This is a genomic window from Mycobacterium sp. 852002-51961_SCH5331710 (assembly GCF_001665535.1).
In the GTDB taxonomy this organism is placed as follows: Bacteria; Actinomycetota; Actinomycetes; order Mycobacteriales; family Mycobacteriaceae; genus Mycobacterium.
Map to the genome: position 1 here is coordinate 61,620 of NZ_LZSQ01000086.1, position 23,059 is coordinate 84,678.

The following is a 23,059-nucleotide window of genomic DNA, read 5'->3' on the forward strand; positions in this document are numbered from 1 at the left end:
GTTCATGACCGCGCGGCGGCGATCAGGTTCGACGACGAGTAACCGGCGACGGTCGGCAGCAGCACGACCTCGCCGCCGTGGCGGCGGACCACGCCGGCCTCGGGGAGGTCGGCCTCGGTGTAGTCGCCGCCCTTGACCCAGACATCGGGCCGCAGTTGCTCCAGCGCCGCTTCGGGTGAGCGTTCGTCGAAGACGACGACGGCGTCGACGCAAGCCAGCGCGGCCAGCACCCGCGCCCTGTCCCGGTCCGCGACGACGGGTCGCCGCGGACCCTTCAGCGCCCGAACGGAAGCATCGGAGTTGAGCAGCACCACCAACGCGTCGCCGAGATCGCGGGCCTGCCGCAACAGCCGGACGTGGCCGGTGTGCAGCAGGTCGAAGCACCCTCCGGTCGCGACCAGCCTGCCCCCGCGGCGGCGCAGCCGGTCCCGGACTTCGGCGATGTCCCCGGTGATGGCGGTCGACGTTGCGGCCGAGGGTATTCCACCGACCGAGTCCGCGCTCGACACGCCGACCGCGCCGCCCGCGGCAACGAATCTGCTGGCGGCGTCCACCGCGTCGGCGACGGCGCCCTGGATGTCCTTACCCGCGGCGAGCGCGATGGTGGCCGCGATTGCGAATCGGTCCCCCGCGCCGCAGGTGTCGCCGTGCCCGGACCGAGCGACTGAATCCCGCACGGGGTGGTGCTCGTTTCCGCTATCGGTGGCGACCAGTGCCCCCTTCGAGCCCAAGGTGATGCACACCGCCCGCGCGGCCCACCGTTCGCGCAGCGACTCCGCCGAGCGTCCCGCCGCCTCGTCCTGATTCGGCGTGACCAGCCAGCAGCCGGGCACCGGCTCGCTGCCGCGGGGATGGGGGTCCCACACCGTCGGCACCCGCTGTGCGGTCCGCGCGAGCAGTTCTCGGATCTCCGTGTGCGCGGTGACGCCGCGACCGTAATCGGCCACGCAGACCGCGGCCGCCGTACCGAGGATGTCGGAGACCTCGGCAGGCACCGGTGTGCCCGCCGCGGAACCGTCGCCGCGGTCAAGCCGCAGCATCGACTGCCCGGCCGCGCGAATTCGGGTCTTGCACACCGTGCTTCCGGTCAGTTCCAGTGCGATGAGCCGCACACCCGCGTCGGCCAGCAGGTCGGTCAGCGCCTGACCGTCGGCGTCGTCGCCGATCGCGGTCACCAGCACCACGTCGCATCCCGTGCGCGCGGCGAGCACCGCGGCCAGGCCGGCACCGCCGGGACGCCGCCAGATCCGTTCGGCGTCGACCACCGGTACGGGCGCCTCGGGGCTGAGCCGCGTTGCGGTGCCCTCGACGTCGAGGTCGAGCATCGAATCGCCGATGATCACCAAGGGCCTATTCATGTGACACCCCCAGCAGTACCTCGTCGACGGCGATGCACAGCGCGTGCACCAGCAGGAGGTGGATCTCCTGCACGGTCGCGGTGGTCGGCGCTTCCACGCAGATCGCGTCGTCGCAGACGGCGGCCAGTGGGTTCGGTTGCGGTCCCGTGAACGCCCATGTGGTCAGGCCGGTTTCGTGCGCGGCCTTGACGGCGGCGAGCACATTTGCGCTCGTACCGCTGGTCGACAGCGAGACGAGCACGTCACCCGGCCGCCCGTGTGCCCGCACACCCCTGGCGAACATCTCGTCGATGCCGTAGTCGTTGGCGATGGCCGTGAGCGCGGAGGTGTCGGCGTGCAACGAGATCGCCGACATCGGCATTCGCTCGTCGTGGAAACGGCCGACCAGTTCGGCGGTCAGATGTTGCGCCTCGGCCGCGCTGCCGCCGTTGCCGCACGCCAGAAGCCGGCCGCCGGTGGTGAGCACGTCGGCGAGCCGGCGACCCCAGGCGGCCAGCTTGGGCGCTTCGGGCGCGATGTGATCGGCTGCATGTGACAGTGCGCAGATGTGCGTCTGGATCGTCGGAATCATTGCCGTCCTCCAATTCGGTTGACCGCGTCGAGCAGTTCGTCGTCGGTGATGCCGTCGAGGCATGGATGGCCCGCCACCGGGCATACGCGGGCGCGGGTGAGCCGGCACGGAGCCTGCTGGTCACCGAGGCGAACAACGTTGGCGCCGTATGGGCTCCACTGCGAGGCGGGTACGACGGGAGCAAAGAGGGAGACCACAGGGGTGCCGACGGCCGCGGCAAGGTGCGCAGGCCCGGTGTTGGGCGCGATCACCACGCGCGCGTCGGCGTAGACGGCCGCCAGCGTGTCGAGCGTGGTGCGCCCGCCGAGGTCGACGGCGATGTCCCCGGCGACGGCCGCGGTGAGATCGCGTTCGGAGGGGTCTCCGGTGACCACGACTCGGTGCCCCGCGCCGACGAGGGCTTCGACCATTCGGGCGCTGCGTTCCGGAGTCGGTCGGCGTGCGGGCACCGCGGCACCGGGATGGAAGACGACAAACGATCTGTCGCCCAACGTTTCCGCTAGCTCCGGACCCACCGGCGGTGGTTGTCGCACCCGCAGCATGCCTGCGTCGCCGGCGGGCAGTTCACAGCCGGCGGCCCGGGCCAGTGACAGCGCGCGCTCGGGTTCGGGTAGGCCATCCGGTACGTGGTGTCGCAGGTCGAGCAGTGTTCCCGGATAGTCCTCGCTGATCGCCCCCACCCACGGCACCGAGGCCATCCGGCAGATCAACGCCAGCGGCAGCGGCGACTGGTGAAACGACGTGAACACGTAGACCCGTTCGGGGGCAAAGTCGCGCAACTGTTTGACCAAAGCCTCGACATGCCCCGCGGTCAATTCGGGTGAGTCGAAGTCGACCCACGGGGCCTGCCACTCGATGAGGTCGTCGACGCCTGGCAGCAGTTCGGCGGCGGCCCGCCCGCGCGGACCGGCGAGAAACGTGACCGCGTCGTGGGTTTCGGCGATGGCACGCACCGCGGGGCCGGTGATCAGAACATCACCGGCGCTGTCCGGACGCGCGACGACCGCCCTGCTCATCGGCACTCCGTCAGAACCATCGACACCGCCTCGTCGAGGGTCGTCGCCACCCGCGCCTTGACCCGGGCCTCGTCGATCTCGTGGGCGAGCGTGCGCGCAGTGGGCACCAGGATCGCGTCGGCGCCCGCGGCCAACGCGGCGTCGACATCCCCGCCGGTGTCGCCGATCATCACGCACCGAGACGCGGGCACCCCGAGCGCGGCGGCGGCGTCCTCAACCATGCCGGGAGACGGTTTCCGGCAACGGCACCCGTCCTCGGCGTCGTGCACGCACAGATGCCAGGAGTCGAACGGCCCCAGCGCCGCGTCGACCTCGGCGTTGACGGCTCGGAGTTGCTCTGCGCTGATCAACCCCTTCGCCACCCCGGACTGATTGCTCACGACGGCCAGCGGTAACCCTCTGCCGCGCAACCGATTCAATGCGCGTACGGCTCCCGGTAGCGAACGAACCCCGGCCGGATCGTTGAGATAGGGACCATCCTCGATGATCGTGTCGTCACGGTCGAGCAACACCGCCAGCGGTGGATCGCGACGCGACGCGCGAAACTCCCACTCGCCGGCCAACCGGTGCCACACCGCGACCGGGGGGATCAGAACGCTGGTGAGGAGCATGCGACCGGCCTCGGTGACGGTTCGCGGTCCGGACCAGAATCGGCGAACGGCGAACTCCGCCGTCAGCGCCGCCCACACCGCACCGGCGATGCGTGCGACGCGCCACCGCCCCACCAGGGTGCTCAGCGCGGCGACGACGGCGGCGGCGGTGGCCACGGAATGCACCTGTAGGCGGCCTCGGCCCTCACCGATTTCCGAGCGCCACCGCCTGCCGAATTTGCGGCGCAGCAGCGCGTTGTCACGGTTGCCGATCTGGGCGCGCACGCTGCTCATCAGCGTGGCGGTGGCGACCGGATGGGTGCATCGGCGGGCTCCGCGGACGATGGTATTGCCGTCCTGGGTGATTCGCAGGGCGATGTCCGAGTCCTCGCGGTACGCCCGGGGGAACCGTTCGTCGAATCCGCCGACGGCGACCAGGACATCGCGGCGAAACGCCATGTCGGCGGTGATCCACTTGGCCTCCGCGAGGCGCTGGGTGCGGCGTTCGTCGTCGGTGGCCCTGCGGCCGCCCACCCGCGGCACCTCGATCACGGCCTGCGATCCGACGGCCGCCTCCACCTCGGCCTTCGCCAGATCTTCGGACACCGCGACGAACCAATTCGGTTGCGGGACAACGTCGTCGTCGAGAAAGCAGATCCAGTCGGCTTCGGTGGCGCGCCATCCCGTGTTGCGAGCAGCCGCGGGCCCTCGCCCGTCGCGTCGCAGCACCGTGACCGGAAGCCGCGACGTCACCTGCAGCGCGCCGTCCGGTTCGGGGCGGTCGTCGACGACGATCACCGCGGTCGGTGTCGGTCCGACCGAACCGTCGAGTTCTGCGAGCAGCCGGTACAGCGACGGACGCCCGACCGTCGGCACGACGACTGCGAACGTCGGCGTCATTCCGGCCTCCTCACAATGAACGGTCCGATCGCGAGGACGTCGATCGGGGCGCTGCCGAAGCACTCGAGCGCGTCGCGCGGGCTGTCCACCATGGGGCGCCCCGCCGTGTTGAAACTGGTGTTGACGATCACCGGGACGCCGGTGCGGGCAGCGAACCGGCTGATCGTGTCGTGCAGCAGCGGGTGGCTGCGACCGACGGTCTGGATGCGGGCCGTGCCGTCGACGTGGGTGATGGCGGGAATACGGTCGCGCCATTCGGCGGCGACCTCGTGCACGAACAACATGTACGGGCTCGGAATGGGCCCGCCGGAGAAGATCCCGGCGGCGTGCTCGGCCAGCACCATCGGTGCGACGGGTCGGAACTGTTCGCGACCCTTCACGGTGTTGAGCCGCTCCAGATTCTCGATGCGCCGAGGGTCGGCGAGAAGTGAGCGCTGCCCGAGCGCGCGGGGGCCGAACTCGGCGCGGCCCTGGAACCAGCCCACGAGTTTGTTGTCGGCCAACGCGTCTCCGATCGCGGCGGCCAGATCCGCGGGCCGCTCGTGCGGTATCGCCGCCTCGGTCAGCACCGCTTCGATCTCGTCATCGGAGAACCCGCGGCCCAACGCCGCCGACGGCATCGGGGCGATCGGCTCACCGGCCTCCCCCGCCAGGGCCAGCGCCGCGCCCAGCGCCGTTCCCGAATCACCGGCGGCGGGCTGCACCCACACGTTCGAGAAGCCCCCACGGCAGTAGATCTTCGAATTCGCCACGCAATTCAGCGCGACTCCACCGGCCAGGCAGAGGCTTTGGTGATCGGTGCGCTCACGCAGCCACCCGACCAGGTCGAGCAACACCTCTTCCACGACCGTCTGGACGCTGCACGCCAGATCGGCGTGCTCTGGTTCGGGGCGGTCCAGCGCGTGTCCCTTGCCTGCGCCGGGCGCCCGGGCGGGCGTGATCGAATTCCAGTCCACCGGTTCGGTGCGGAAACCTCCGTCGTCGCAGGCATACACGGCTTCGCGGAAGCTGTCGGCGAACCGCGGCGTTCCGTAGGACGCCATCGCCATCACCTTGTACTCGTCGCTCGACCGCTTGAATCCGAGGTGTTCGGTGAGGCTTTCGTAGAACAGACCCAGCGAGTGCGGCAGCGACTGTGTCGCGAGCACGTCGAGCTTGTGGTCGCGATAACTCCCGGCGAGCATCGAGGACCGCTCGCCGCGGCCGTCGACGACCAGCACCGCGCAGTCCGGGTGCGGAGAGGCCAGCGCTGTCGATGCGGCGTGCGCGACGTGATGGCGGACGTGGCGCACGATGCCGGGATCGAGGCCGGGCAGCGCGGATTGGAGGAACCGCGGGGCGCGCTGAGCATAGAGTGTGCGCAGGTACTCCCAGTCGCGGTCCAAACCGTTGACGTCATCGGTGGACTCGTCCATCAGGCGGGGGTCGTACGAATAGCCGACCAGGTCCAGATCGGACGGCTTCAGCCCGGCCTGTTCGAGGCACCACCGCGCCGACTCGACGGGCAGCTCCCATGTCGAGAACGGCACGGCCTGCTTACCGTGCTTGCGTCGGGTGAATCGCTCCTCCTCGGCGGCCGCGACGATCTCACCGTCGATCACCAGCGCGGCAGCCGGGTCGTGAAACACCGCATTGATTCCGAGAATGCGCATGGCTTACCTCAACTCCCCTGCAGCGCAACGGTTGCCGACTTCCGACGGAACCAATCGACGGTCGTGGACAAGCCTTGGGTGTAGCTGATTCGCGGTTGCCACCCGAGCAGCTCGCGCGCCAGCGTGATGTCGGGACACCGCCGTCGCGGATCGTCCTGGGGCACCGGGCGGAACTCGATCGGTGAATCGCTGCCGACCAGATCGCGGATGAGCTCGGCGATGCGTAACACCGTGAGCTCGTCGGGGTTGCCGACGTTGATCGGCCCGGTGCAGTCGGATTCGCCCAGCGCGATCAACGCCGCGACGGTGTCGTCGACGTAGCACAGCGACCGGGTCTGGGCGCCGGTCCCGTTGACCGTGATCGGTTCGCCCGCCAGCGCCTGGTGGCAGAACGTCGGCACGATGCGGCCGTCGTCGTGCCGCATCCGGGGTCCGTACGTGTTGAAGATCCGCGCAACGCCGATGTCGGCCGACCGTTCGCGCCGGTAAGCGAACGTCAACGCCTCGGCGAACCGTTTCGCTTCGTCGTACACGCTGCGCGGTCCGATGGGATTGACGTTCCCCCAATAGGTTTCGGACTGCGGATGCTCCTGTGGGTCGCCGTAGACCTCGCTGGTCGACGCCAGCACCAGCCGTGCGCCGCATCGTTCTGCGTATTGCAGCATGTGCTCGGTGCCCAGTGCGCCCGTACGCAGCGTCTGGATCGGCAGCTGGAGATAGTCCACCGGCGAGGCGGGCGACGCCAGGTGGAAGACGGTGTCGATCTTCACGGGAAGATCAGGCAGCGCCTCGCTGATGTCGTGGCGGACGAAGCGGTATCCCGGGCGGTCGAGGAACAGGTCGGCCGCGGTCGGCGCGCTGGTGGATGAATCGTCGACGCAGATCACCTCGACCCCGCGGTCGAGCAGTCGCTCGCACAGGTGCCCGCCGAGAAATCCGCCGCCGCCGGTGATCAGCGCGCGTTTGATGTCATGCATCGTTTGCCCTCCGAATCTGCGGGTAGCCACCCCGGTCATGCAGGACCGAGCCTCCCCCGACCTCTCGTTCGTGATAGCCAGTCGGAATCGCGCCACCGAACTCGCGACAGTGGCTGCCCGGCTGCTGGACACCACCACGTGCCCGATAGCCGTGGTGGACAACGCATCCACCGATGACACCGCCGCGATCATCGACAGGATGGCTGCGCGGTCGGCGAACCGCCTCCAGCTCATCCGGCTCGACACCAATCGTGGCGCGGTCGGCCGCAACGTCGGGGTGGCGGCGTGCCCCACTCCGTACATCGCCTTCTGCGATGACGACTCCTGGTGGACGCCGGAGTCCCCGGCGGCCGCGGTGGAGGCGTTCGAACGGCATCCGTCGGTGGGACTGCTCGCCGCGCGCACGATCGTGTGGCCGCAGCGCCGCGAGGATTCGTTCTCCACACAGCTGGCACACAGCGCTCTCGGCCGGCGACCGGACCTGCCGGGCCCGTCGATTCTCGGCTTCATGAGCTGTGCAGCCATAGTGCGCAAGCGGGCGTTTCAGCAGGCCGGGGGTTTCAGCGACATCCTGCACTTCCGCGGCGAAGAGCAACTGCTGGCGCTCGATATGGCTGCGGCCGGATGGGACCTCTGCTACCACCCCGAACTGGTGGCGATCCACCAGCCCTCCTCGGCGCGCGCCACGACCGCCGCGCAGGCCGCACGGGTGCTGCGCAACGACGTGCTCACCACATGGTTGCGACGTCCGATTGGCCGCTGCCTGAACGCAAGTGGTCGAATGGTCGCCGCGGCGCTGCGTGATCGCGAACATGCCAAGGGCGCGGTCGAGGCGGTGGTTCGCCTTCCCGCGGTCGTCGCGCAGCGGCGCACGTTGCCCAGCGAGCTCGAGCGAGCGGTGCGTCTGCTGGAGTCGGGCTGAACCGGTCATCCCGACGACACGCTGGTCGCCGGCACCCGCACCGGCACCAGCCGGTCGTAGATCCGCTGACTGTCGGCGGCGATCCGGTCCCAGGAGTAGCGGGCCCGCGCACGATCCCGGCCGGCGGCACCCATGCTCTGCCTCAGGAAGTCGTCTCGCAGCAGGGTGTTCGCCGCCTTGGCGACCTCGTCGGGGCGCTTGGGCTTGACGAGTTGTCCGGTCACATCGTGCACAACGGTGTCGAGCATTCCGCCGACCGCCGAGGCGACCACCGGAACACCACACGCCATCGCCTCGAGCGGCACGATGCCGAACGGTTCGTACCACGGCGTGCACGCGACCACGTCGGCTGACCGAAGGATGGCCGGCATATCGCCGCGAGACACCGAGCCGTAGAGGTGCACGCGGTCCGCGACTCCCAAATCCCCTGCCAGGCCCATCAATCGACGCGCCTCGGGCTCGGCGTCGAGCTGGGACGCCTCGGGTCCGCCGACGATCACCAGCTCGGTATCGGGCAGATGCGGCAATGCGCGCACGACGACGTCAAAACCCTTCCGCGGCACGAACCGGCCGACGCTGACGATGCGTCGCATGTCACCCCGCGGCGCGACGGGACCTTCCGGGCTGAACAGGTCCAGATCCACGCCGCACGGCACCACGGAGATCCGGTTGCGGGACCGGCCCATGCGCATCAACTCGAACACCTCGTCGGTGCACGTGGCGGCTACCCAGGTGGCGGAGCGGGCCACCGTCGCCTCGAGGTGCAACCGGTCCGGCGGACTGGTGTCACGGACACCCTGATGGCGACGCTTCACCACACCGAGCGCATGAAAGCTCTGCACGGCGGGCAGGTCGAGATGGCGGGCCGCGAGTTGGGTTGCGATGCCGGACATCCAGAAGTGGGCGTGGGCCACGTCGGGTCGGTCGGTTGCCCATTCGTCGTCGAGGAATTGCGCGAAGGGCCCCATATGGGCGAGGAGTTCGTCCTTGGGGAGCGGTTCGGCAGGTCCGGCCGGCACGTGCACCACGGTGTATCCCTGCGCCGTGACGACCCGGTCGGGAAGTTTCGGGTCGTCTCTTCTGGTGTAGACGTCGACCTGATGGCCCCGCCTGGCCAGTGCCGCCGACAACTCGGCGACGTGCACGTTCTGGCCTCCGGCGTCGACTCCGCCGAGCGCAGCGAGCGGGCTGGCGTGCTCTGACACCATTGCGATCTTCATTGGCGCCCTCCTTTCCTTGTCACCGGCAGCACTCATCGATGAGGTCGTCCCATTGCGTAAGGAACCGATCGATTCCGAACTGCGCCTTGGCGAAATCGCGCGCCGCCTTACCGGCCGCGGTGGCGGCGGCGCCGTCCGCGACGAAGGACTCCAATGCGCGGCCGAGGGTGTCGACGTCAACGCTCACCACACCGGCTTCCGGCGGCACGACCAGCGGCGCCATCGTCGACGCGACGGCCACCACCGGCATTCCGATGAACATCGCCTCGATCAGCGACAGACCCAGCGACGTCCACCGGGCGGTGTGCAGGAAGACGCGACGCCGGGCCACCTCGGGCAGCAGGGCGGCGGTCGGGACGTCACCTCTTCCAAACACCCGCGGATTGGCGATGCATTCGCTGATCACGTCGGTGTCGATGCCCCAGACGTCGATCGGGACGTACTCGGAGAACCCGGCCAGCAAATCCGCGCCGACCGTGCGCCAGCGCCTGCACGGTTCGTTGATCATCGTCGCGGCGGCCGCGACGTCCCCGCGGTAGAGCAACCCCGGGTCGGCGATCCCGTGAGTGATGACGCGAGTCGGGGCGGAACCGTTGTTCCACATGAGCCGGTTGAAGTCGGTCACGTGGACGATCGGGATGTCGGTCCGCTCAGCAACCGGATGAACGCTGTCGACCGCGAACGGTCTCGGGGCGTTGTGCTCCACGTAGACCGCGGGTACGTCTCGACCCGGTCGTCGTCCCAGCCACCGGTTCGTCAGCACGATTTCCTCGGGGCGTTGCAAGACCACCAGGTCGATGTCCTCGTCATACAGATCGTCAAACGAAACCTCGTGCGCCCGTGGCCAATTGCGCCCGCACAGCCCGCGGCCGTAGGAATCTCTACGCTGATTCACAGGCAATACACAGCGATGACGGCCTGCCACAAAGGATTCGGTCCAAGACCCGTGCACATGCCAGAGGAGCACCGAACGTGGCGTCGACGAGATCGACATGAGGCCCGCCTACCCGAGCACTTCTCGGGCAAAACGGTTCTCCGATCGACTCTTCGCATAGCGGACGAGAAGCGATTCGCATATCGGACTTTTCCCGCCGAACCCCGAGGGGGCGCCGTTTCGCTATCGGGCGCTCGGGTACTCGACCGGCATGTCAGACAGCGAAGGCTTGCCCGACGACGTTCCCGTCGCCGACGCGATGGAGCAGCAGCGCGACACCAGCGAACCGGTTCTCGACGAGGAAGCCAGCGCAGAACCCGAACCGGACCCGCCGCTGGAGGCCCCGCCCGCGGATTGGCAGGAGCAACTCGAAACGGTGGAGATCGACGACGAGGACGGCACCGTCGGGGACTGATTAGCACCAGTGGCGATGCCCAGCTACGAGCGCGCTCGACGACTCCAGGGACCACTGGTCCTGCTGGTCGTATTCGTCGCGCTCGGGCTGCTGCTCACGTGCTGCCCCGCTAACCGCGACGGCATGCCGGGCCAGCTCGCCAGCGCGATGGAGGAAACGGCGTCGGCGGCGCGCAGCGGCGCCGCGGCGTTGGATCTGTGGTCGCAGGGACGGTCGACGGCTCAACTGGCCGGCGTGCAGCTGTCGGACGCCCGTTCCGACGTCGTGAAGGCCTACCAGGGTATCGCCGATCTGCGCGCCCGCGACTCCGTCGACGTCGGGCGCCAGCGCATGCTGACCGACTCGATGACCGACATCATCGGCATCCTCAACGCCGCGGCAGCCAGCATCAGAGAGGTCAGCAGCGAACCTACGCCGCAGCGGGCTCGCGCCGACCTTCTGGCGGCGGCGTCTGCGCTCGAAAGTCGTTACCGCTGATGAAGAAGCTTCTGTCGGTCGCGCTCGGGATACTGACCGCGATCGGTGGCTTCGTCGACATCGGCGATCTGGTCACCAACGCCGTGGTGGGGTCGCGGTTCGGAATGGGGCTGGCCTGGGTCGTCGTCGTCGGCGTCGCGGGAATATGCCTGTACGCCAACATGGCCGGCCGGGTAGCGGCGGTCAGCGGCCGCGCGACCTTCGAGATCATCAGGGAACGGCTCGGCCCGCGCACCGCGGCCGCCAACCTCGCGGCGTCCTTCTTCATCACGCTGATGACGTTGACCGCCGAGATCGGCGGGGTCGCCCTGGCCCTGCAACTGGCCACGGATGTCGGCCCGATGTTGTGGATTCCCGTCGCGGCGTTCGCGGTCTGGGTGGTGGTGTGGCGCGTCAAGTTCAAGATCATGGAGAACGTCGCGGGCCTGCTGGGACTGTTCCTGATCGTGTTCCTCGTCAGTGTGTTTCTGCTGCAACCGGATTGGGCTGATCTCGCCGACCAGGCGATGACGCCTGTCATCCCTGAGCAGGAATCCGCGGCCACCTACTGGTATTTCGCCATCGCGCTGTTCGGCGCCGCGATGACACCGTACGAGGTCTTCTTCTTCTCCTCCGGAGCCGTCGAAGAGCATTGGACCCGCAAGGATTTGAGCACATCACGCGTCAACGTGCTCGTCGGCTTTCCCCTCGGGGGTCTCCTGTCACTCGGCATCGCGGCCTCGGCAGCGATCGTCCTACTCCCCCAACAGATCGAGGTGACCTCGCTGTCGCAGACGGTGATGCCGGTCGTGGTCGCCGGCGGAAAGCTCGCGCTGGCGTTCGTGATCGTGGGCGTCGTCGCTGCGACATTCGGCGCGGCGCTGGAGACGGCGCTGTCCAGCGGATACATCCTGGCCCAGTTCCTCGGCTGGCCGTGGGGCAAGTTCCGGCGTCCCGCCGAGGCCGCCCGCTTCCATGTCGTCATCTTCGTCGCGATCGTCGCCTGCGCGGCGGTGTTGTTCACCGGAGTCGACCCCATCCTCGTCACCGAGTACTCCGTGGTGTTCTCCGCCATCGCGCTTCCGCTGACATATCTGCCAATCCTGATCGTGGCCAACGACTCTCAGTACATGGGTGGTGAGACCAACGGAAGGGTGACGAACATGCTCGCCTCGGTGTACCTGGTGGTCATCGTCGTCGCGTCGGTGGCGGCGATCCCGTTGATGATCGTGACGGGAGCGGGACAGTGAGCGATCTTCCGGTCAAGCGTCATCGCGGTCGTCTCCTTGACGCCCGGCTGCATCTGCTGGACCGCCAGATGCTCGACGACGCGGGTGATCCCGTCGGAATCGTCGACGACATCGAGTTGACCGGCATCGAGATGGATCACGACGTGGCCGCCAACGCGCAGCCGCCGCAGGTGAGTGCCCTGCTTTCGGGGCAGGTTGTGGCGACGCGCATCTTGGGTGGATCGCCTCCACGCTCGCTGCTGCAGGAGATTCCCTGGCGCCTGGTCGCCTCGGTCGAGGTCGTCGTCAAGCTCAAGCCCACCGATATGGCGTTCGACGTCGGCTGGGTCGAACGCTGGCTGCGCGATCACATCGTCAAACGCGTTCCGGGAGGCCGACATGCGGCTGAGTGAGCTGCTCGGGCTGCGGGTCGTCGACGCCGGCAACCATCGGGTCGGCACGGTGATCGACGTCCGCCTCGCCACCAGCGGCGACCCGACCGACGATCCGCCGGCGCCGCGGGTGCTGGGACTCGTCGTGAGCCCCAACACGCGGTCGTGTTCTGGGGTTTCGAGCGGTCGGGCGCGACCGCCCCGGCGCTGATAGCCCGAATCGCGAGGTGGCGGCACCGCGGAACGTTCCTCGCGGCGTGGGAGGACGTCGCCCGCGTCGGTGCGGACGGCGTGCGGCTGAGGGCCGACTACACGCGCTTTTCGGCGATGCTGCCCGGCGCGGGCGTTTAGCCGATCAGGGCCTCGGGAACCCGACACCTGCGCGAGGAAGTTCCTCGTGATTGGACTGAATCCACTCCACTGCGGAAGGTGAACATGACCGAGAAGAACAGTGGCCCTGAAGAAGGCATCAAGGGCGTCGTCGAAGACGTCAAGGGCAAGGCGAAGGAAACGGTCGGCACTGTCACCGGCCGCGATGACATGGTCCGCGAGGGCAAGGCCCAGCAGGACAAGGCCGATGCCCAGCAGGATGCGGCCAAGAAGGAAGCCGAGGCGGAGTCCGCTCGCGCAGGCGCCGAAGCCGCCGAGAAGCGCCAGGAAAACGAGCAGTAATTCGGACCGAATGCAGAAAAGCCCAGCCGATCGGCTGGGCTTTTCTCTTGCTCCTTCAGCTACTGGGTCGTTGCCGCTGAGCGTCGGGATGCTCTGCGTACCAACGGTCTTCGATCTTGCGCACCCGTAGGTGCTCGACCAGCAGCCACCCGCCGCCGATGATCAACAGCGCGGCGGAGCCGCAACCCAGGCCGATGCCCACGCTGTGATGGCTGGCACCGTGGGCCGCAAGCGCCGAAACGAACAGCACCAGGGCCACTCCGATGAGGATCAGCCCCGGCAGGTCCTTGCTGTCCTTCATCGTCTCCCCCGCGTGTGGACGTGTCGTCCTCGCATGGTCGACGGGATCCTTCGGGCTCTTCATCGGTACTCCTCTCTCGGCATACCTCCGCCCGGTTATGGGCTACTGACAACGCTAGAACTACCCGACCCCATTAGGAAGAAACGAGACCGAAAATGAGCCTCACCGATAGGACGGGTATGTGCCGGCCCGCAGGGCCTCAGCGAGGTGAGCGGCGTTGCGGGCCAACGCCGCAGTCGTCGACGCGACCGGCTCAGGAACTTCGTCGAGTTCCTTGTAGTCCTTGCTCTGCATCGCCTCACCCGTCCAGTAGGTGCCTCCCTGGGCCGGGATGCTGTAACCGATGTCGTTGAGGCCCTGAAAGCAGTCGGCGATCACCTTGTGCGCACCGTCCTCGTTGCCGACGACCCCGACCACGGCGACCTTGCCGACCATGACCGGCCTATCCGCGTCGTCGGTGTTCGACAGCTCGGCATCGAGACGTTCCAGCACCCGCTGCGTGACGCTGGCGGGGTGCCCCAGCCAGATCGGGGTGGACAACACCAGGATGTCGGTGTCCAAAAGCTTTTCGCGAATCTGGGGCCACTCGTCACCGTCGCCCATATCCGCCTCGACACCCGGCGCGATGGCGTAGTCGACGCATCGCACGGTCTCGGTCTGCACGCCGGCGTCCCGCAGGTTCTGGCAGATGTGCTCGGCCATCAGCGCGCTGCTCGACTCGGCGGGGCTGGGTTTGAGGCTGCAGACCAGCGCGACGGCGGTCAACGGGCGATCGGCGTTCGCTTGGCTGCTCATCCGCCGAACACCGCGGATCCGGTGAGGGCGGGCATGCTCGTGGTGATCACCAGCAGCATCGACGTCAGCAGGAACCATCCCGCACCCTGCCACGCCGTCGACATCTCGCCCCTGCGCCAGTTCTGATAGGCGCGGAAGAAGGCGCGCGCCCCGCCCAGCAGCAGGACGGCGGGCGCCGCGAGCGCCAGCAGGGTCCGTTGGGGCGCGCCGCAGGCCAGGGTGTCGGCCGTCGCGCCCTGACAGGTACTCACCCACACCATGGCGCCGAGCAGGAAGATGGCGCCGGTGGCGCCGATACCGATGGCGAACCGCACTGCGTCGCGGATGCCGGTGTCGACATGCCTCAGCTCGCTGGGACCGTGGTACACGACGAGAACTCCCGAATTTGCTGCGCAATCAGCGATATGAATTAGACGCAGAGGGTGTTCCCGGCTGCTCGGCTCGGTAAACCTCAGTTCTCGACGCGATAGTGCGCGGTCAGCAGGAGCCGGTCGTAGGTTGCGCGTGGCGGCAACTCCTCGTCATAGTTCAGCCCGAGGAAGTCCTTGGCGATTTGCTCGGCCAGGAGCCGCAGCTTGGTGTTGGTCTCCTGTGAGCGCCACCGGAGCAATTCGAACGCCGAGTCGGCGGAGATTCGGTAGACCAGCATCGGCATCCCCTTGGCCTGCTCGATCGGGCCGCGAGCCTCGGCCATCTCGGTCACCGCCGCACTGAACACCCTGTCGTGCCGCTGCAGCGACGGGGTGACGTCGACATAGAACCCGTGGGTTCCGACCACCTGATCGCTGTCGTCGAACAGTTGGTCGCCGACCACGACGACGTGGTGCACGTCGCCGCGGGTGTCGATGATCCGGTGGCGGGTGGAGAACGCACCCGATGTCCGGCGGATTTCGTCGAGCGTCGCCGCCACCTGGCGGTAGTCCTCGGGATGTTTGTGCGACAACACCAGTTCCGTCGTCGGTTGTGCGGTACCCGGCTCGTATCCGTGCATCCGCTCGACTTGCGGCGACCACTCCCAGTGTTCGTCGGCGAAATAGAACCGGAACCAGCCCACTCGGTGCGGGTCACCGCCGGCAAGGGCCTGTTCGACGGGTGTCTGCCCGTTGGACTCGGGCAGCTCGTCTGTCATGTTCGCAGGTTAGCGCCGGTGACCGCACACGTGTATCGCGGCGATGACGTTCGTTCGTTTATCGGATAAACACCGGCGCCGCCTGTGGGCTGCGTGTCGGGGTCGAAACTTAGGATCCGTCGGGTGACCGTGAAGGTGTACCTGGCCGCCGCCGCGGCGGCGGGGGTGGCGGCATGGCTTCTCGGGGCCGCTGTTCAGGTCAGCGTCGCGATCGGTCTCGTTGCGCCGCTGTTGCTGGCCGCCGCCCCACGCTTTCTCGCCGGTGCGCTCGCCGGGGTCACCACCGCCGCCGCGCGCGAGGATCCCACCACGGCGATGTCCGGTCCCGAGTTCGAGGATTACGTGGCGCGAGTGGCGCGGTCCTGCGGTGCTCCGGTGATCATGACGGCGATGACCGGCGACTGGGGAGTCGACATCATCGTCGGCAAGCGACCGAATCGTGTTGCCATTCAGTGCAAGCGACAGTCGCGGCCGGTCGGGGCCGGTGCCGTACAGGAAGTCGTGGCGGGCGCGCCGATGCAGGACTGCGCTCAGACGATGGTGGTGACGAATCACGAGTTCACCGCTGCCGCACGCAAACTCGCCGAGCTTCACGGCTGCGTGCTTGTCGGCGGCGCCGACCTGCCACGCTTGCGCGCGACGATCCGGCGGCTGCTGGAGCCGTCGGCGCCGACCCAAATCACCTGAGCGCGTCGCGCACGGCCGCGCGGGTTTCGTCGATGGCCGCGTCGATGTCCTCCCGCGACACCGTCAACGCGGGCCGGAATCGCACGCTGCTCGCTCCGCTCGGGAGCAGGATCACGCGCCGCTCCCACAGCCTGCGAATCAACTCATCACGCAGCGCCGGGGTGGGCAGGCTGAACGCGCACATCAGTCCCCGGCCCCGTACGTCGAGCACGACGCCGGGGAACTCCGCCGACAGCGCCTCGAGGCGGCGCAACAGGTAGCGGCCGATCTCGGCCGCCCGACCCACCAGACCGTCGGCCTCGATCACCTCGAGAATGCGGCGGGCTCGCACCATGTCGGTGAGGTTGCCGCCCCACGTCGAGTTCAGCCGCGAGCTCACGGTGAAGACGTTGTCGGGCACGACGTCGACGCGGCGGCCGGCCATGATGCCGCAGACCTGGGTCTTCTTGCCGAAGGCGACCACGTCGGGGGTCACGCCGAGCTGTTGGTAGGCCCATGTCGTCCCCGTCAGCCCGCAGCCCGTCTGCACCTCGTCGAAGATCAACAGCGCGTCGAACTCGTCGCACAGGTCGCGCATCGCCGCGAAGAACTGCGGTCGGAAGTGCCGGTCACCCCCCTCGCCCTGGATCGGTTCTGCGATGAAGCATGCGATGTCGTGCCGGTGGGCCTCGAACGCGGCGCGGGCCTGACGTAGGGAGTCCGCCTCAATCGCGTCCATATCGGCACCCGGGCGCAGATACGGCGCATCGATGCGCGGCCAGTCGAACTTCGGGAATCTGGCCACCTTGTTCGGATCGGTGTTGGTCAGCGACAACGTGTAGCCGCTGCGGCCGTGGAACGCGCCGCGCAGGTGCAGAACCTTGCTGCCCAGTGCGGGATCTCGCCCGTCGGCCTCGTTGAGTCGGCTCTTCCAGTCGAACGCCACCTTCAGCGCGTTCTCCACCGCGAGCGCCCCGCCGTCGACGAAGAACAGGTGCGGCAACGCCGGATCCCCGAGCACGCGCACGAACGTGTCGACGAACCGCGCCATCGGCACCGTGTACACGTCGGAGTTGCTCGGCTTGTTGACGGCGGCCGCCGTGAGTTCGGCGCGGAACGCGTCGTCGTCGGCCAGCGCCGGGTGGTTCATCCCCAGCGCGGACGAGGCGAAGAACGTGAACATGTCCAGGAAGCGTTCGCCTTCCCCATCAGCACAGCGGGCGTCCACCAGATACGAACCCGACGACCGCCGCATGTCGAGGACCAGATCCATGCCGTCGGCCAGGATGCTGCGCGACAGCACGGCGTGGACATCATCCGGTCCGACCTCGGGCTCGACGGCTCCGGTCGGGGACGCGGAGCCGGCCCGCAGCAATAGATCGGTCATGCCGCCAGGTTACCAGAATTTATCCGGCTCAATTAGTCTACAACCGGAATAGTTACGGCACGAAGTCGCGACGCTCGTAAAAAGTCTGTAGGATGATCGTGCTTCGGGTCCGAACGTTGGCCGCGGTGCGAATCTGCTGCAACAGGTCCTCGAGCGCCCGCGCCGACTCGACGCGGACCAACAGGACGTAGCTCTCGTCCCCGGCCACCGAATGACAGGACTCGATGGCCTCGATGTGTTGCAGGCGCGCGGGCGCGTCGTCGGGTTGCGAGGGATCGAGAGGAGTGATCGCCACGAACGCCGACAGCATCTTGCCGACCGCTTCGGGGTTGATCCGGGCCGAGTATCCGGTCACCACGCCGCGCGCCTCGAGCCGCCGCACCCGCGATTGGACCGCCGAGACCGACAGTCCCGCGGTCGCCGCCAAGTGCGCGAGCGTGGCGCGGCCGTCAGCGATCAGTTCACGGACCAGGATGCGATCGATCTCGTCGAGATGCGTCGCGGTGCGGGGCTGTTCGTCGGCTCCAGCCATGGCGGCACTGTATCCGAGGCGGTGCACGCGGTGACTTCGAAGAGCTTCGAACCCTGGCAGTTGCGAGCCCGGTTCGCCGCCGAACTGTCGCGGATGTACAGCGCCGAGGTGCCCGCCTACACCACGCTCGTTCAGGTCGCCTCCGAGGTGAACCAGGACTTCGCCGCCGGCGCTGCGGACGCCGAGCGTTTCGGCTCGCTCGAACGCGTCACCGCCGAGCGGCACGGTGCGATCCGGGTGGGCAGCGCCGCCGAACTCGCCGACGTCGCCGACCTGTTCGCGGCGTTCGGCATGTACCCGGTCGGCTTCTATGATCTGCGTGCGGCGGCGGCGCCGATTCCGGTGGTGTCGACGGCGTTTCGCCCGATCGATCCGGATGAGTTGGCCCGCAATCCGTTTCGGGTGTTCACGTCGATGCTCGCCACCGCCGACGCCCGCTTCTTTCCCGCCGAGCTACGCGGTCGGGTCGAGCAGTTCGTGGCCCGCCGGCAGCTGTTCGACCCTGCGCTGATCACCGAGGCCAGGCGCATCGTCGCCACGGGCGTGGTCGACGAGGACCGGGGTGAAAGGTTCGTCGCCGCCGCGGTGGCCGCGTTCGCCTTGTCGCGCGCACCCATCGACCGCGGATGGTACGAGGAACTCAGCAGGGTCTCCGCCGTGGCGGCCGACATCGCGGGCGTCACCACCACCCACATCAACCACCTCACGCCGCGGGTGCTCGACATCGACGAGTTGTATCGCCGGATGACGGATCGCGGTATCACGATGATCGACGCGATCCAGGGCCCACCGCGCGTCGACGGACCACCGGTGCTGTTGCGTCAGACGTCTTTTCGCGCGCTCGCCGAGCAGCGGCGCTTCCGCGAGCCGGACGGCTCGGTGTCGGAGGGCGCGCTGCGGGTGCGCTTCGGCGAGGTCGAGGCCCGCGGGGTGGCGTTGACGCCCCGAGGCCGCGAACGCTACGACGCCGCGATGGCCGCACCGGATCCGGCCGCCGTCTGGCCTCAGTACTTCCCGGCCGACGACGAAGAGCTGGCCGCATCAGGGCTGGCCTACTACCGCGGCGGCGACCCGTCGAAACCGGTTGTCTACGAGGATTTCCTGCCCGCCTCGGCGGCGGGCATCTTCCGCTCGAACCTCGACGACGACGCACGGGCCGACGAATCCGTCGCTGGGTTCGACTACAGCACGGCTTGGTTGTCCGACCGGATCGGCCGCCCCGTCCACGACCCTTACGAGCTCTACGAGAAAGCAGCACAATGACGACCATGGCGACAGCGACACTCCCCTCCGTCGAGATGCTGCGCACGCGCGCACTCGACGCACTCCACGCCGTCGGCTTCAACGGTGACCTCGGCGCCCCCGGGGAGCACGGATTGCAGGCCAGCACACCGATCACCGGTGAGGTGCTGTTCACCGTTCCGGAGACGACGGCCGAGAACGCCGACCGCGCGATCGGCGAAGCGGCTGAAGCGTTCACGACGTGGCGCACCACGCCGGCGCCGGTCCGTGGCGCGCTGGTGGGGCGGTTGGGTGAGCTGCTGTCCGCCCACAAGGCCGACGTCGCGGCCCTGGTGACGCTGGAAGCCGGAAAGATCACGTCCGAGGCCCTCGGTGAGGTGCAGGAGATGATCGACGTCTGCCAGTTCGCCGTCGGGCTCTCGCGTCAGCTCTACGGCCGCACGATCGCCTCCGAGCGCCCCGGTCATCGGCTGATGGAGACCTGGCATCCGCTCGGCGTGGTCGGCGTGATCACCGCATTCAACTTCCCCGTCGCGGTGTGGGCCTGGAACGCGGCGGTGGCGTTGGTGTGCGGCGACACCGTGGTGTGGAAGCCGTCGGAGCTGACCCCGCTGACGGCGCTGGCGTGTCAGGCATTGATCGACCGCGCGGCCCGCGAAGTCGGGGCCCCACCCGAGGTGAGCCGATTGATCCATGGCGGCCGCGAGATCGGCGAACGCCTCGTCGACGATCCGCGGGTCGCCTTGCTCAGCGCGACGGGTTCGGTGCGGATGGGCCGGCAGGTCGGCCCGCGGGTGGCCCAGCGGTTCGGCAAGGTTCTGCTCGAGCTCGGCGGCAACAACGCCGCGATCGTGACGCCGTCCGCGGATCTCGAACTGGCGGTGCGCGCCATCGTGTTCAGCGCCGCGGGCACGGCGGGTCAGCGGTGCACGACGCTGCGCAGGCTGATCGTCCACTCCTCCATCGCCGACGACGTGGTCCAGCGGATCACCGCCGCGTACCGGCAACTCCCCGTTGGCGACCCGTCAATCGACGGCACGCTCGTCGGCCCGCTGATCCACGAGACGGCCTATCGAGACATGGTGCGCGCGTTGGAGCTCGCCCTTGCCGACGGCGGTGAGGTCATCGGCGGCCAGCGCAACGACGTCGGCGACGAGAGCGCCTACTACGTCGCACCGGCGGTGGTGCGCATGCCCGCCCAGACCGAGGTTGTGCATGCCGAGACGTTCGCCCCGATCCTCTACGTGATGACATACGACACCCTCGATGAGGCTATTGCGATGAACAACGCCGTGCCGCAGGGTCTTTCATCATCGATCTTCACCCTCGACATGCGCGAGGCCGAGCGATTCCTGGCCGCCGACGGCTCGGACTGCGGGATCACCAACGTCAACATCGGCACCTCGGGCGCCGAGATCGGAGGCGCTTTCGGCGGCGAGAAGCAGACAGGCGGCGGCCGCGAGTCGGGGTCGGATTCGTGGAAGGCCTACATGCGCCGGGCCACCAATACCGTCAACTACTCGACCGAACTACCGCTGGCACAGGGCGTGCACTTCGGTTAGGTCGTCTCCAGCGCCTTGGCGCAGCCGTCGAGGATGGCGCGGAAGTTCCACCGGAGCAGCCGCGAACTCACCGGTTCGAAGGCCTTTCCGCCGGACCAGAGCGGATGGGTGTATCTCGTCACCCATTCGACGTGGGTACCGGTGTCCGCGGGAGTGAACGTCAGCGTCCCGCCGTCGTGCACGAAACCCGGAACCGAGCGCAGGATGAGATAGGAGTAGCTGCGCGGCGGGTCGTAGGTCGTGTACTCCTCTTCGAACCACATGCCGGCACCGGTCACGGTCCGCACCGCGCCTGCCTTCAGCTCCGACGATCCCTTCGCCAGCCTGGCGCCCAGGACGAGCGGCGCCGCCGTGAGGCCTTTCGGGTCGGCGAGCCAGTCGAATACACGCTCGGGTGCCGCGGCGATGGTGCGCTCGACGCGCAACTCGATCATCGCGCCATTGTAGGAGTTCGGTCTACAGGATCGGCCTGCCGCCGGTCACCGCGATCCGCGCACCCGTCACGTAACTCGCCTCGTCCGATGCGAGCATCACGTAGACCGGCGCCAATTCGACCGGCTGACCCGCACGGCCCAGCGGCGTGTTCTCGCCGAACTGCTTGACCTTCTCCGGCGGCATCGTCGAGGGGATCAACGGGGTCCAGATCGGGCCAGGCGCCACACTGTTGGCACGGATGCCCTTCTCCCCCAGCATCTCCGACAGACTTGCCGAGAAGTTGGCGATGGCGGCCTTGGTCGCCGCATAGGGTGCCAGCTTCGGATTCGGCATGTCGGAGTTCACCGACGAGCTGCCGATGATCGAGGCGCCGGGACCCATGTGCGGCAGCGCGGCCTTCACGAGGTAGAAGTACGCGCCGATGTTGAGCCGGAACGTGTAATCCCATTCCACGTCGCTGATCTCGTCGAGGGTGTCGTGCGTCATCTGGTAGGCGGCGTTGTTGACGAGCACATCGATACCGCCGAACTCCGCGGCGGCGCGGTCGACGACGGCGCGGCAGTGCGCCGGGTCCGACAGATCACCCGCCACGAGTACGCATTTGCGCCCGGCGTCCTCGACGTACTTCTGCACCTCTTTGGCGTCGCCGTCCTCGTTCAGGTATGCGATCAGCACGTCGGCACCCTCGCGCGCGTAGGCGATCGCGACCGCGCGGCCGATGCCGCTGTCGCCGCCGGTGATGATCGCGCGCTTGCCGGTCAGCCGGCCCGATCCGCGGTAGCTCGTCTCACCGCAGTCGGGAGCGGGGGTCATCTCGCTCTGCACGCCGGGCGGTGACTGCTGTTGTTCGGGGAAACTCATCGATCGCCTCTCGTTCCGATGTCTGTTCTTGCGCGGGGTTACCCCGCAGCGGTCGGAATACTCCGGACGCAGCGCTGTTTGACATGTGTTCACTACGATGGCCGCATGGCCGAGCCCCGACGGCGGCTGTCGCCCGCCGACCGACGCAGCGAACTGCTGACGCTCGGCGCCGAAGTGTTCGGGCAACGGCCCTACGACGAGGTCCGCATCGACGAGATCGCCGAGCGGGCCGGGGTGTCGCGGGCCCTGATGTATCACTACTTCCCCGACAAGCGGGCGTTCTTCGCCGCGGTGATCCGCGCCGAGGGCGAGCGGCTGTTCGAAGCGACCAACACGCCACCCCGGCCCGACCAGAGCCTCTTCGACCAGGTGCGCGAGGGTGTGCTCGCCTATCTGCGGTACGACGACGACCATCCTCACGGCGCGTGGGCGGCCTACGTGGGGTCGGGCCGCTCCGACCCCGTGCTGCGGGGCATCGAGGACACCGACAACGACCGCCAGGCCAACCGGATCCTCAGCCGCATCCACGCCGCGCTCGGCGACGAGCTCGACTCCAAGGTCGAGCGCGACCTGCGCATCACCGTCTACGGCTGGCTCGCGTTCACCCTGGAGATGTGCAGGCAACGGTTGATGGATCCGTCGATCGACGCCGGTCAGGTCGCCGACGCGTGTGCGCACGCGCTGCTCGACGCGGTCGGCCGGGTCCCGGGCATCCCCTCCTCCCTGCGCGAAGCGGTCTCCCCTAAACGCCGCTGACCAGCGCGAGCAGACGCAAAGCTGCCCAAAAATCGCCGAAAAGCGGCAGGTTTGCGTCTGCTCGCGGGGAGAAGTGGCGAAGAAGTGTC

At 68.2% G+C, this 23,059-nt stretch carries 27 protein-coding genes; 11 read left to right on the top strand and 16 right to left on the bottom strand.

The genetic code is table 11. The features are described 5' to 3' along the window. Positions 1–2: 2 nt before the first annotated feature. The 6 genes from A5752_RS14970 to A5752_RS14995 are packed head-to-tail and all read right to left on the bottom strand — an operon-like array spanning position 3 to position 7,064. The gene (locus A5752_RS14970) at positions 3–1,358 is read right to left on the bottom strand and encodes a PfkB family carbohydrate kinase (protein ID WP_067086883.1); all 1,356 of its coding nucleotides are present in this window, start codon (positions 1,356–1,358) and stop codon (positions 3–5) included. Further along, positions 1,351–1,929, bottom strand: a complete 579-nt coding sequence (locus A5752_RS14975; RefSeq protein WP_082963901.1) for a D-sedoheptulose-7-phosphate isomerase — start codon at positions 1,927–1,929, stop codon at positions 1,351–1,353. Before A5752_RS14975 ends, A5752_RS14970 begins: the two co-directional genes overlap by 8 nt. Beyond that, complete coding sequence (locus tag A5752_RS14980) at positions 1,926–2,945, bottom strand: glycosyltransferase family 9 protein (RefSeq protein WP_067086983.1); 1,020 nt, start codon at positions 2,943–2,945, stop codon at positions 1,926–1,928. Before A5752_RS14980 ends, A5752_RS14975 begins: the two co-directional genes overlap by 4 nt. Next, positions 2,942–4,435 (bottom strand): HAD-IIIA family hydrolase, encoded by a 1,494-nt coding sequence (locus tag A5752_RS14985; protein ID WP_067086885.1) that lies wholly within the window; start codon positions 4,433–4,435, stop codon positions 2,942–2,944. Before A5752_RS14985 ends, A5752_RS14980 begins: the two co-directional genes overlap by 4 nt. Next, complete coding sequence (locus A5752_RS14990) at positions 4,432–6,087, bottom strand: carbamoyltransferase family protein (RefSeq protein ID WP_067086888.1); 1,656 nt, start codon at positions 6,085–6,087, stop codon at positions 4,432–4,434. Before A5752_RS14990 ends, A5752_RS14985 begins: the two co-directional genes overlap by 4 nt. A gap of 8 nt (positions 6,088–6,095) precedes the next feature. Continuing rightward, complete coding sequence (locus tag A5752_RS14995; RefSeq protein ID WP_067086891.1) at positions 6,096–7,064, bottom strand: NAD-dependent epimerase/dehydratase family protein; 969 nt, start codon at positions 7,062–7,064, stop codon at positions 6,096–6,098. A 37-nt stretch (positions 7,065–7,101) separates the two neighbouring features. Here A5752_RS14995 and A5752_RS15000 point away from each other — a divergent pair, with 37 nt between their 5' ends. Continuing rightward, positions 7,102–7,986, top strand: coding sequence for a glycosyltransferase family 2 protein (locus A5752_RS15000; protein WP_067086894.1), 885 nt, complete (start codon positions 7,102–7,104; stop codon positions 7,984–7,986). 5 nt (positions 7,987–7,991) lie between these two features. On the opposite strand, the gene A5752_RS15005 is transcribed toward A5752_RS15000, so the two are convergent. After that, complete coding sequence (locus tag A5752_RS15005) at positions 7,992–9,206, bottom strand: glycosyltransferase (RefSeq protein WP_067086897.1); 1,215 nt, start codon at positions 9,204–9,206, stop codon at positions 7,992–7,994. Between the two features lie 19 nt (positions 9,207–9,225). Beyond that, positions 9,226–10,200, bottom strand: coding sequence for a glycosyltransferase (locus tag A5752_RS15010; protein ID WP_067086899.1), 975 nt, complete (start codon positions 10,198–10,200; stop codon positions 9,226–9,228). Positions 10,201–10,351: 151 nt separating this feature from the next. Between A5752_RS15010 and A5752_RS15015 the strand changes: the two genes are divergently transcribed. From A5752_RS15015 to mbp1, 6 genes are all read left to right on the top strand, one after another. Further along, positions 10,352–10,555 carry a hypothetical protein gene (locus tag A5752_RS15015; RefSeq protein WP_067086902.1) on the top strand — a complete coding sequence of 68 codons (204 nt, stop codon included), beginning with the start codon at positions 10,352–10,354 and terminating at the stop codon, positions 10,553–10,555. Positions 10,556–10,570: 15 nt separating this feature from the next. Further along, positions 10,571–11,032, top strand: a complete 462-nt coding sequence (locus tag A5752_RS15020) for a hypothetical protein (protein WP_067086905.1) — start codon at positions 10,571–10,573, stop codon at positions 11,030–11,032. Beyond that, positions 11,032–12,261, top strand: coding sequence for an Nramp family divalent metal transporter (locus A5752_RS15025; protein ID WP_067086909.1), 1,230 nt, complete (start codon positions 11,032–11,034; stop codon positions 12,259–12,261). Before A5752_RS15020 ends, A5752_RS15025 begins: the two co-directional genes overlap by 1 nt. Beyond that, the gene (locus A5752_RS15030; protein ID WP_067086912.1) at positions 12,258–12,653 is read left to right on the top strand and encodes a hypothetical protein; all 396 of its coding nucleotides are present in this window, start codon (positions 12,258–12,260) and stop codon (positions 12,651–12,653) included. The genes A5752_RS15025 and A5752_RS15030 overlap by 4 nt, the downstream gene beginning before the upstream one ends. Continuing rightward, a complete protein-coding gene (locus A5752_RS28030) occupies positions 12,640–12,843 on the top strand; it encodes a PRC-barrel domain-containing protein (RefSeq protein ID WP_231983418.1) in 204 nt (67 codons plus the stop codon). The genes A5752_RS15030 and A5752_RS28030 overlap by 14 nt, the downstream gene beginning before the upstream one ends. A gap of 224 nt (positions 12,844–13,067) precedes the next feature. Beyond that, positions 13,068–13,304, top strand: coding sequence for a microaggregate-binding protein 1 (gene mbp1, locus A5752_RS15040; protein WP_064400879.1), 237 nt, complete (start codon positions 13,068–13,070; stop codon positions 13,302–13,304). Positions 13,305–13,359: 55 nt separating this feature from the next. Here mbp1 and usfY read toward each other — a convergent pair whose 3' ends face one another. From usfY to A5752_RS15060, 4 genes are all read right to left on the bottom strand, one after another. Continuing rightward, positions 13,360–13,668: a protein UsfY gene (gene usfY, locus A5752_RS15045; protein ID WP_067086915.1), complete on the bottom strand. Its 309-nt coding sequence runs from the start codon at positions 13,666–13,668 to the stop codon at positions 13,360–13,362. 99 nt (positions 13,669–13,767) lie between these two features. Next, complete coding sequence (locus tag A5752_RS15050) at positions 13,768–14,400, bottom strand: flavodoxin family protein (protein WP_067086917.1); 633 nt, start codon at positions 14,398–14,400, stop codon at positions 13,768–13,770. After that, a complete protein-coding gene (locus A5752_RS15055; RefSeq protein WP_067086920.1) occupies positions 14,397–14,768 on the bottom strand; it encodes a hypothetical protein in 372 nt (123 codons plus the stop codon). The genes A5752_RS15050 and A5752_RS15055 overlap by 4 nt, the downstream gene beginning before the upstream one ends. Before the next feature lie 83 nt (positions 14,769–14,851). Further along, entirely contained in the window at positions 14,852–15,529 is a 678-nt protein-coding gene (locus A5752_RS15060) for a PAS and ANTAR domain-containing protein (RefSeq protein ID WP_067086923.1), read from the bottom strand. A 114-nt stretch (positions 15,530–15,643) separates the two neighbouring features. On the opposite strand from A5752_RS15060, the gene A5752_RS15065 reads away from it, so the two are divergent. Continuing rightward, the gene (locus A5752_RS15065; RefSeq protein WP_082963905.1) at positions 15,644–16,216 is read left to right on the top strand and encodes a restriction endonuclease; all 573 of its coding nucleotides are present in this window, start codon (positions 15,644–15,646) and stop codon (positions 16,214–16,216) included. Here the strand turns inward: A5752_RS15065 and lat are convergent. Next, the gene (gene lat, locus A5752_RS15070; protein WP_067086930.1) at positions 16,209–17,582 is read right to left on the bottom strand and encodes an L-lysine 6-transaminase; all 1,374 of its coding nucleotides are present in this window, start codon (positions 17,580–17,582) and stop codon (positions 16,209–16,211) included. The two genes, A5752_RS15065 and lat, sit on opposite strands and share 8 nt — an antisense overlap. A gap of 52 nt (positions 17,583–17,634) precedes the next feature. Beyond that, entirely contained in the window at positions 17,635–18,114 is a 480-nt protein-coding gene (locus A5752_RS15075; protein ID WP_067086986.1) for an Lrp/AsnC family transcriptional regulator, read from the bottom strand. 30 nt (positions 18,115–18,144) lie between these two features. Between A5752_RS15075 and hglS the strand changes: the two genes are divergently transcribed. Both hglS and amaB read left to right on the top strand, forming a co-directional pair. After that, the gene (hglS, locus tag A5752_RS15080; RefSeq protein WP_067086988.1) at positions 18,145–19,377 is read left to right on the top strand and encodes a 2-oxoadipate dioxygenase/decarboxylase; all 1,233 of its coding nucleotides are present in this window, start codon (positions 18,145–18,147) and stop codon (positions 19,375–19,377) included. After that, a complete protein-coding gene (amaB, locus tag A5752_RS15085) occupies positions 19,374–20,918 on the top strand; it encodes an L-piperidine-6-carboxylate dehydrogenase (RefSeq protein WP_067086933.1) in 1,545 nt (514 codons plus the stop codon). The genes hglS and amaB overlap by 4 nt, the downstream gene beginning before the upstream one ends. Here amaB and A5752_RS15090 read toward each other — a convergent pair. Together A5752_RS15090 and A5752_RS15095 are read right to left on the bottom strand one after the other, a co-directional pair. After that, complete coding sequence (locus A5752_RS15090; RefSeq protein ID WP_067086936.1) at positions 20,915–21,352, bottom strand: SRPBCC family protein; 438 nt, start codon at positions 21,350–21,352, stop codon at positions 20,915–20,917. The two genes, amaB and A5752_RS15090, sit on opposite strands and share 4 nt — an antisense overlap. A 22-nt stretch (positions 21,353–21,374) precedes the next feature. Further along, the gene (locus A5752_RS15095; RefSeq protein ID WP_067086939.1) at positions 21,375–22,214 is read right to left on the bottom strand and encodes an SDR family oxidoreductase; all 840 of its coding nucleotides are present in this window, start codon (positions 22,212–22,214) and stop codon (positions 21,375–21,377) included. A gap of 105 nt (positions 22,215–22,319) precedes the next feature. Here A5752_RS15095 and A5752_RS15100 point away from each other — a divergent pair, with 105 nt between their 5' ends. After that, positions 22,320–22,970, top strand: a complete 651-nt coding sequence (locus A5752_RS15100) for a TetR/AcrR family transcriptional regulator (protein WP_067086941.1) — start codon at positions 22,320–22,322, stop codon at positions 22,968–22,970. The last annotated feature ends 89 nt before the right edge of the window (positions 22,971–23,059 follow it).

Coding starts and splice junctions, on each gene's coding strand:
- A5752_RS14970 (WP_067086883.1), bottom strand. CDS start 1,358: ATGAATAGGCCCTTGGTGATCATCGGCGATTCGATGCTCGACCTCGAC.
- A5752_RS14975 (WP_082963901.1), bottom strand. CDS start 1,929: ATGATTCCGACGATCCAGACGCACATCTGCGCACTGTCACATGCAGCC.
- A5752_RS14980 (WP_067086983.1), bottom strand. CDS start 2,945: ATGAGCAGGGCGGTCGTCGCGCGTCCGGACAGCGCCGGTGATGTTCTG.
- A5752_RS14985 (WP_067086885.1), bottom strand. CDS start 4,435: ATGACGCCGACGTTCGCAGTCGTCGTGCCGACGGTCGGGCGTCCGTCG.
- A5752_RS14990 (WP_067086888.1), bottom strand. CDS start 6,087: ATGCGCATTCTCGGAATCAATGCGGTGTTTCACGACCCGGCTGCCGCG.
- A5752_RS14995 (WP_067086891.1), bottom strand. CDS start 7,064: ATGCATGACATCAAACGCGCGCTGATCACCGGCGGCGGCGGATTTCTC.
- A5752_RS15000 (WP_067086894.1), top strand. CDS start 7,102: ATGCAGGACCGAGCCTCCCCCGACCTCTCGTTCGTGATAGCCAGTCGG.
- A5752_RS15005 (WP_067086897.1), bottom strand. CDS start 9,206: ATGAAGATCGCAATGGTGTCAGAGCACGCCAGCCCGCTCGCTGCGCTC.
- A5752_RS15010 (WP_067086899.1), bottom strand. CDS start 10,200: ATGTCGATCTCGTCGACGCCACGTTCGGTGCTCCTCTGGCATGTGCAC.
- A5752_RS15015 (WP_067086902.1), top strand. CDS start 10,352: ATGTCAGACAGCGAAGGCTTGCCCGACGACGTTCCCGTCGCCGACGCG.
- A5752_RS15020 (WP_067086905.1), top strand. CDS start 10,571: ATGCCCAGCTACGAGCGCGCTCGACGACTCCAGGGACCACTGGTCCTG.
- A5752_RS15025 (WP_067086909.1), top strand. CDS start 11,032: ATGAAGAAGCTTCTGTCGGTCGCGCTCGGGATACTGACCGCGATCGGT.
- A5752_RS28030 (WP_231983418.1), top strand. CDS start 12,640: ATGCGGCTGAGTGAGCTGCTCGGGCTGCGGGTCGTCGACGCCGGCAAC.
- mbp1 (WP_064400879.1), top strand. CDS start 13,068: ATGACCGAGAAGAACAGTGGCCCTGAAGAAGGCATCAAGGGCGTCGTC.
- usfY (WP_067086915.1), bottom strand. CDS start 13,668: ATGAAGAGCCCGAAGGATCCCGTCGACCATGCGAGGACGACACGTCCA.
- A5752_RS15050 (WP_067086917.1), bottom strand. CDS start 14,400: ATGAGCAGCCAAGCGAACGCCGATCGCCCGTTGACCGCCGTCGCGCTG.
- A5752_RS15060 (WP_067086923.1), bottom strand. CDS start 15,529: ATGACAGACGAGCTGCCCGAGTCCAACGGGCAGACACCCGTCGAACAG.
- lat (WP_067086930.1), bottom strand. CDS start 17,582: ATGACCGATCTATTGCTGCGGGCCGGCTCCGCGTCCCCGACCGGAGCC.
- A5752_RS15075 (WP_067086986.1), bottom strand. CDS start 18,114: ATGGCTGGAGCCGACGAACAGCCCCGCACCGCGACGCATCTCGACGAG.
- amaB (WP_067086933.1), top strand. CDS start 19,374: ATGACGACCATGGCGACAGCGACACTCCCCTCCGTCGAGATGCTGCGC.
- A5752_RS15090 (WP_067086936.1), bottom strand. CDS start 21,352: ATGATCGAGTTGCGCGTCGAGCGCACCATCGCCGCGGCACCCGAGCGT.
- A5752_RS15095 (WP_067086939.1), bottom strand. CDS start 22,214: ATGAGTTTCCCCGAACAACAGCAGTCACCGCCCGGCGTGCAGAGCGAG.
- A5752_RS15100 (WP_067086941.1), top strand. CDS start 22,320: ATGGCCGAGCCCCGACGGCGGCTGTCGCCCGCCGACCGACGCAGCGAA.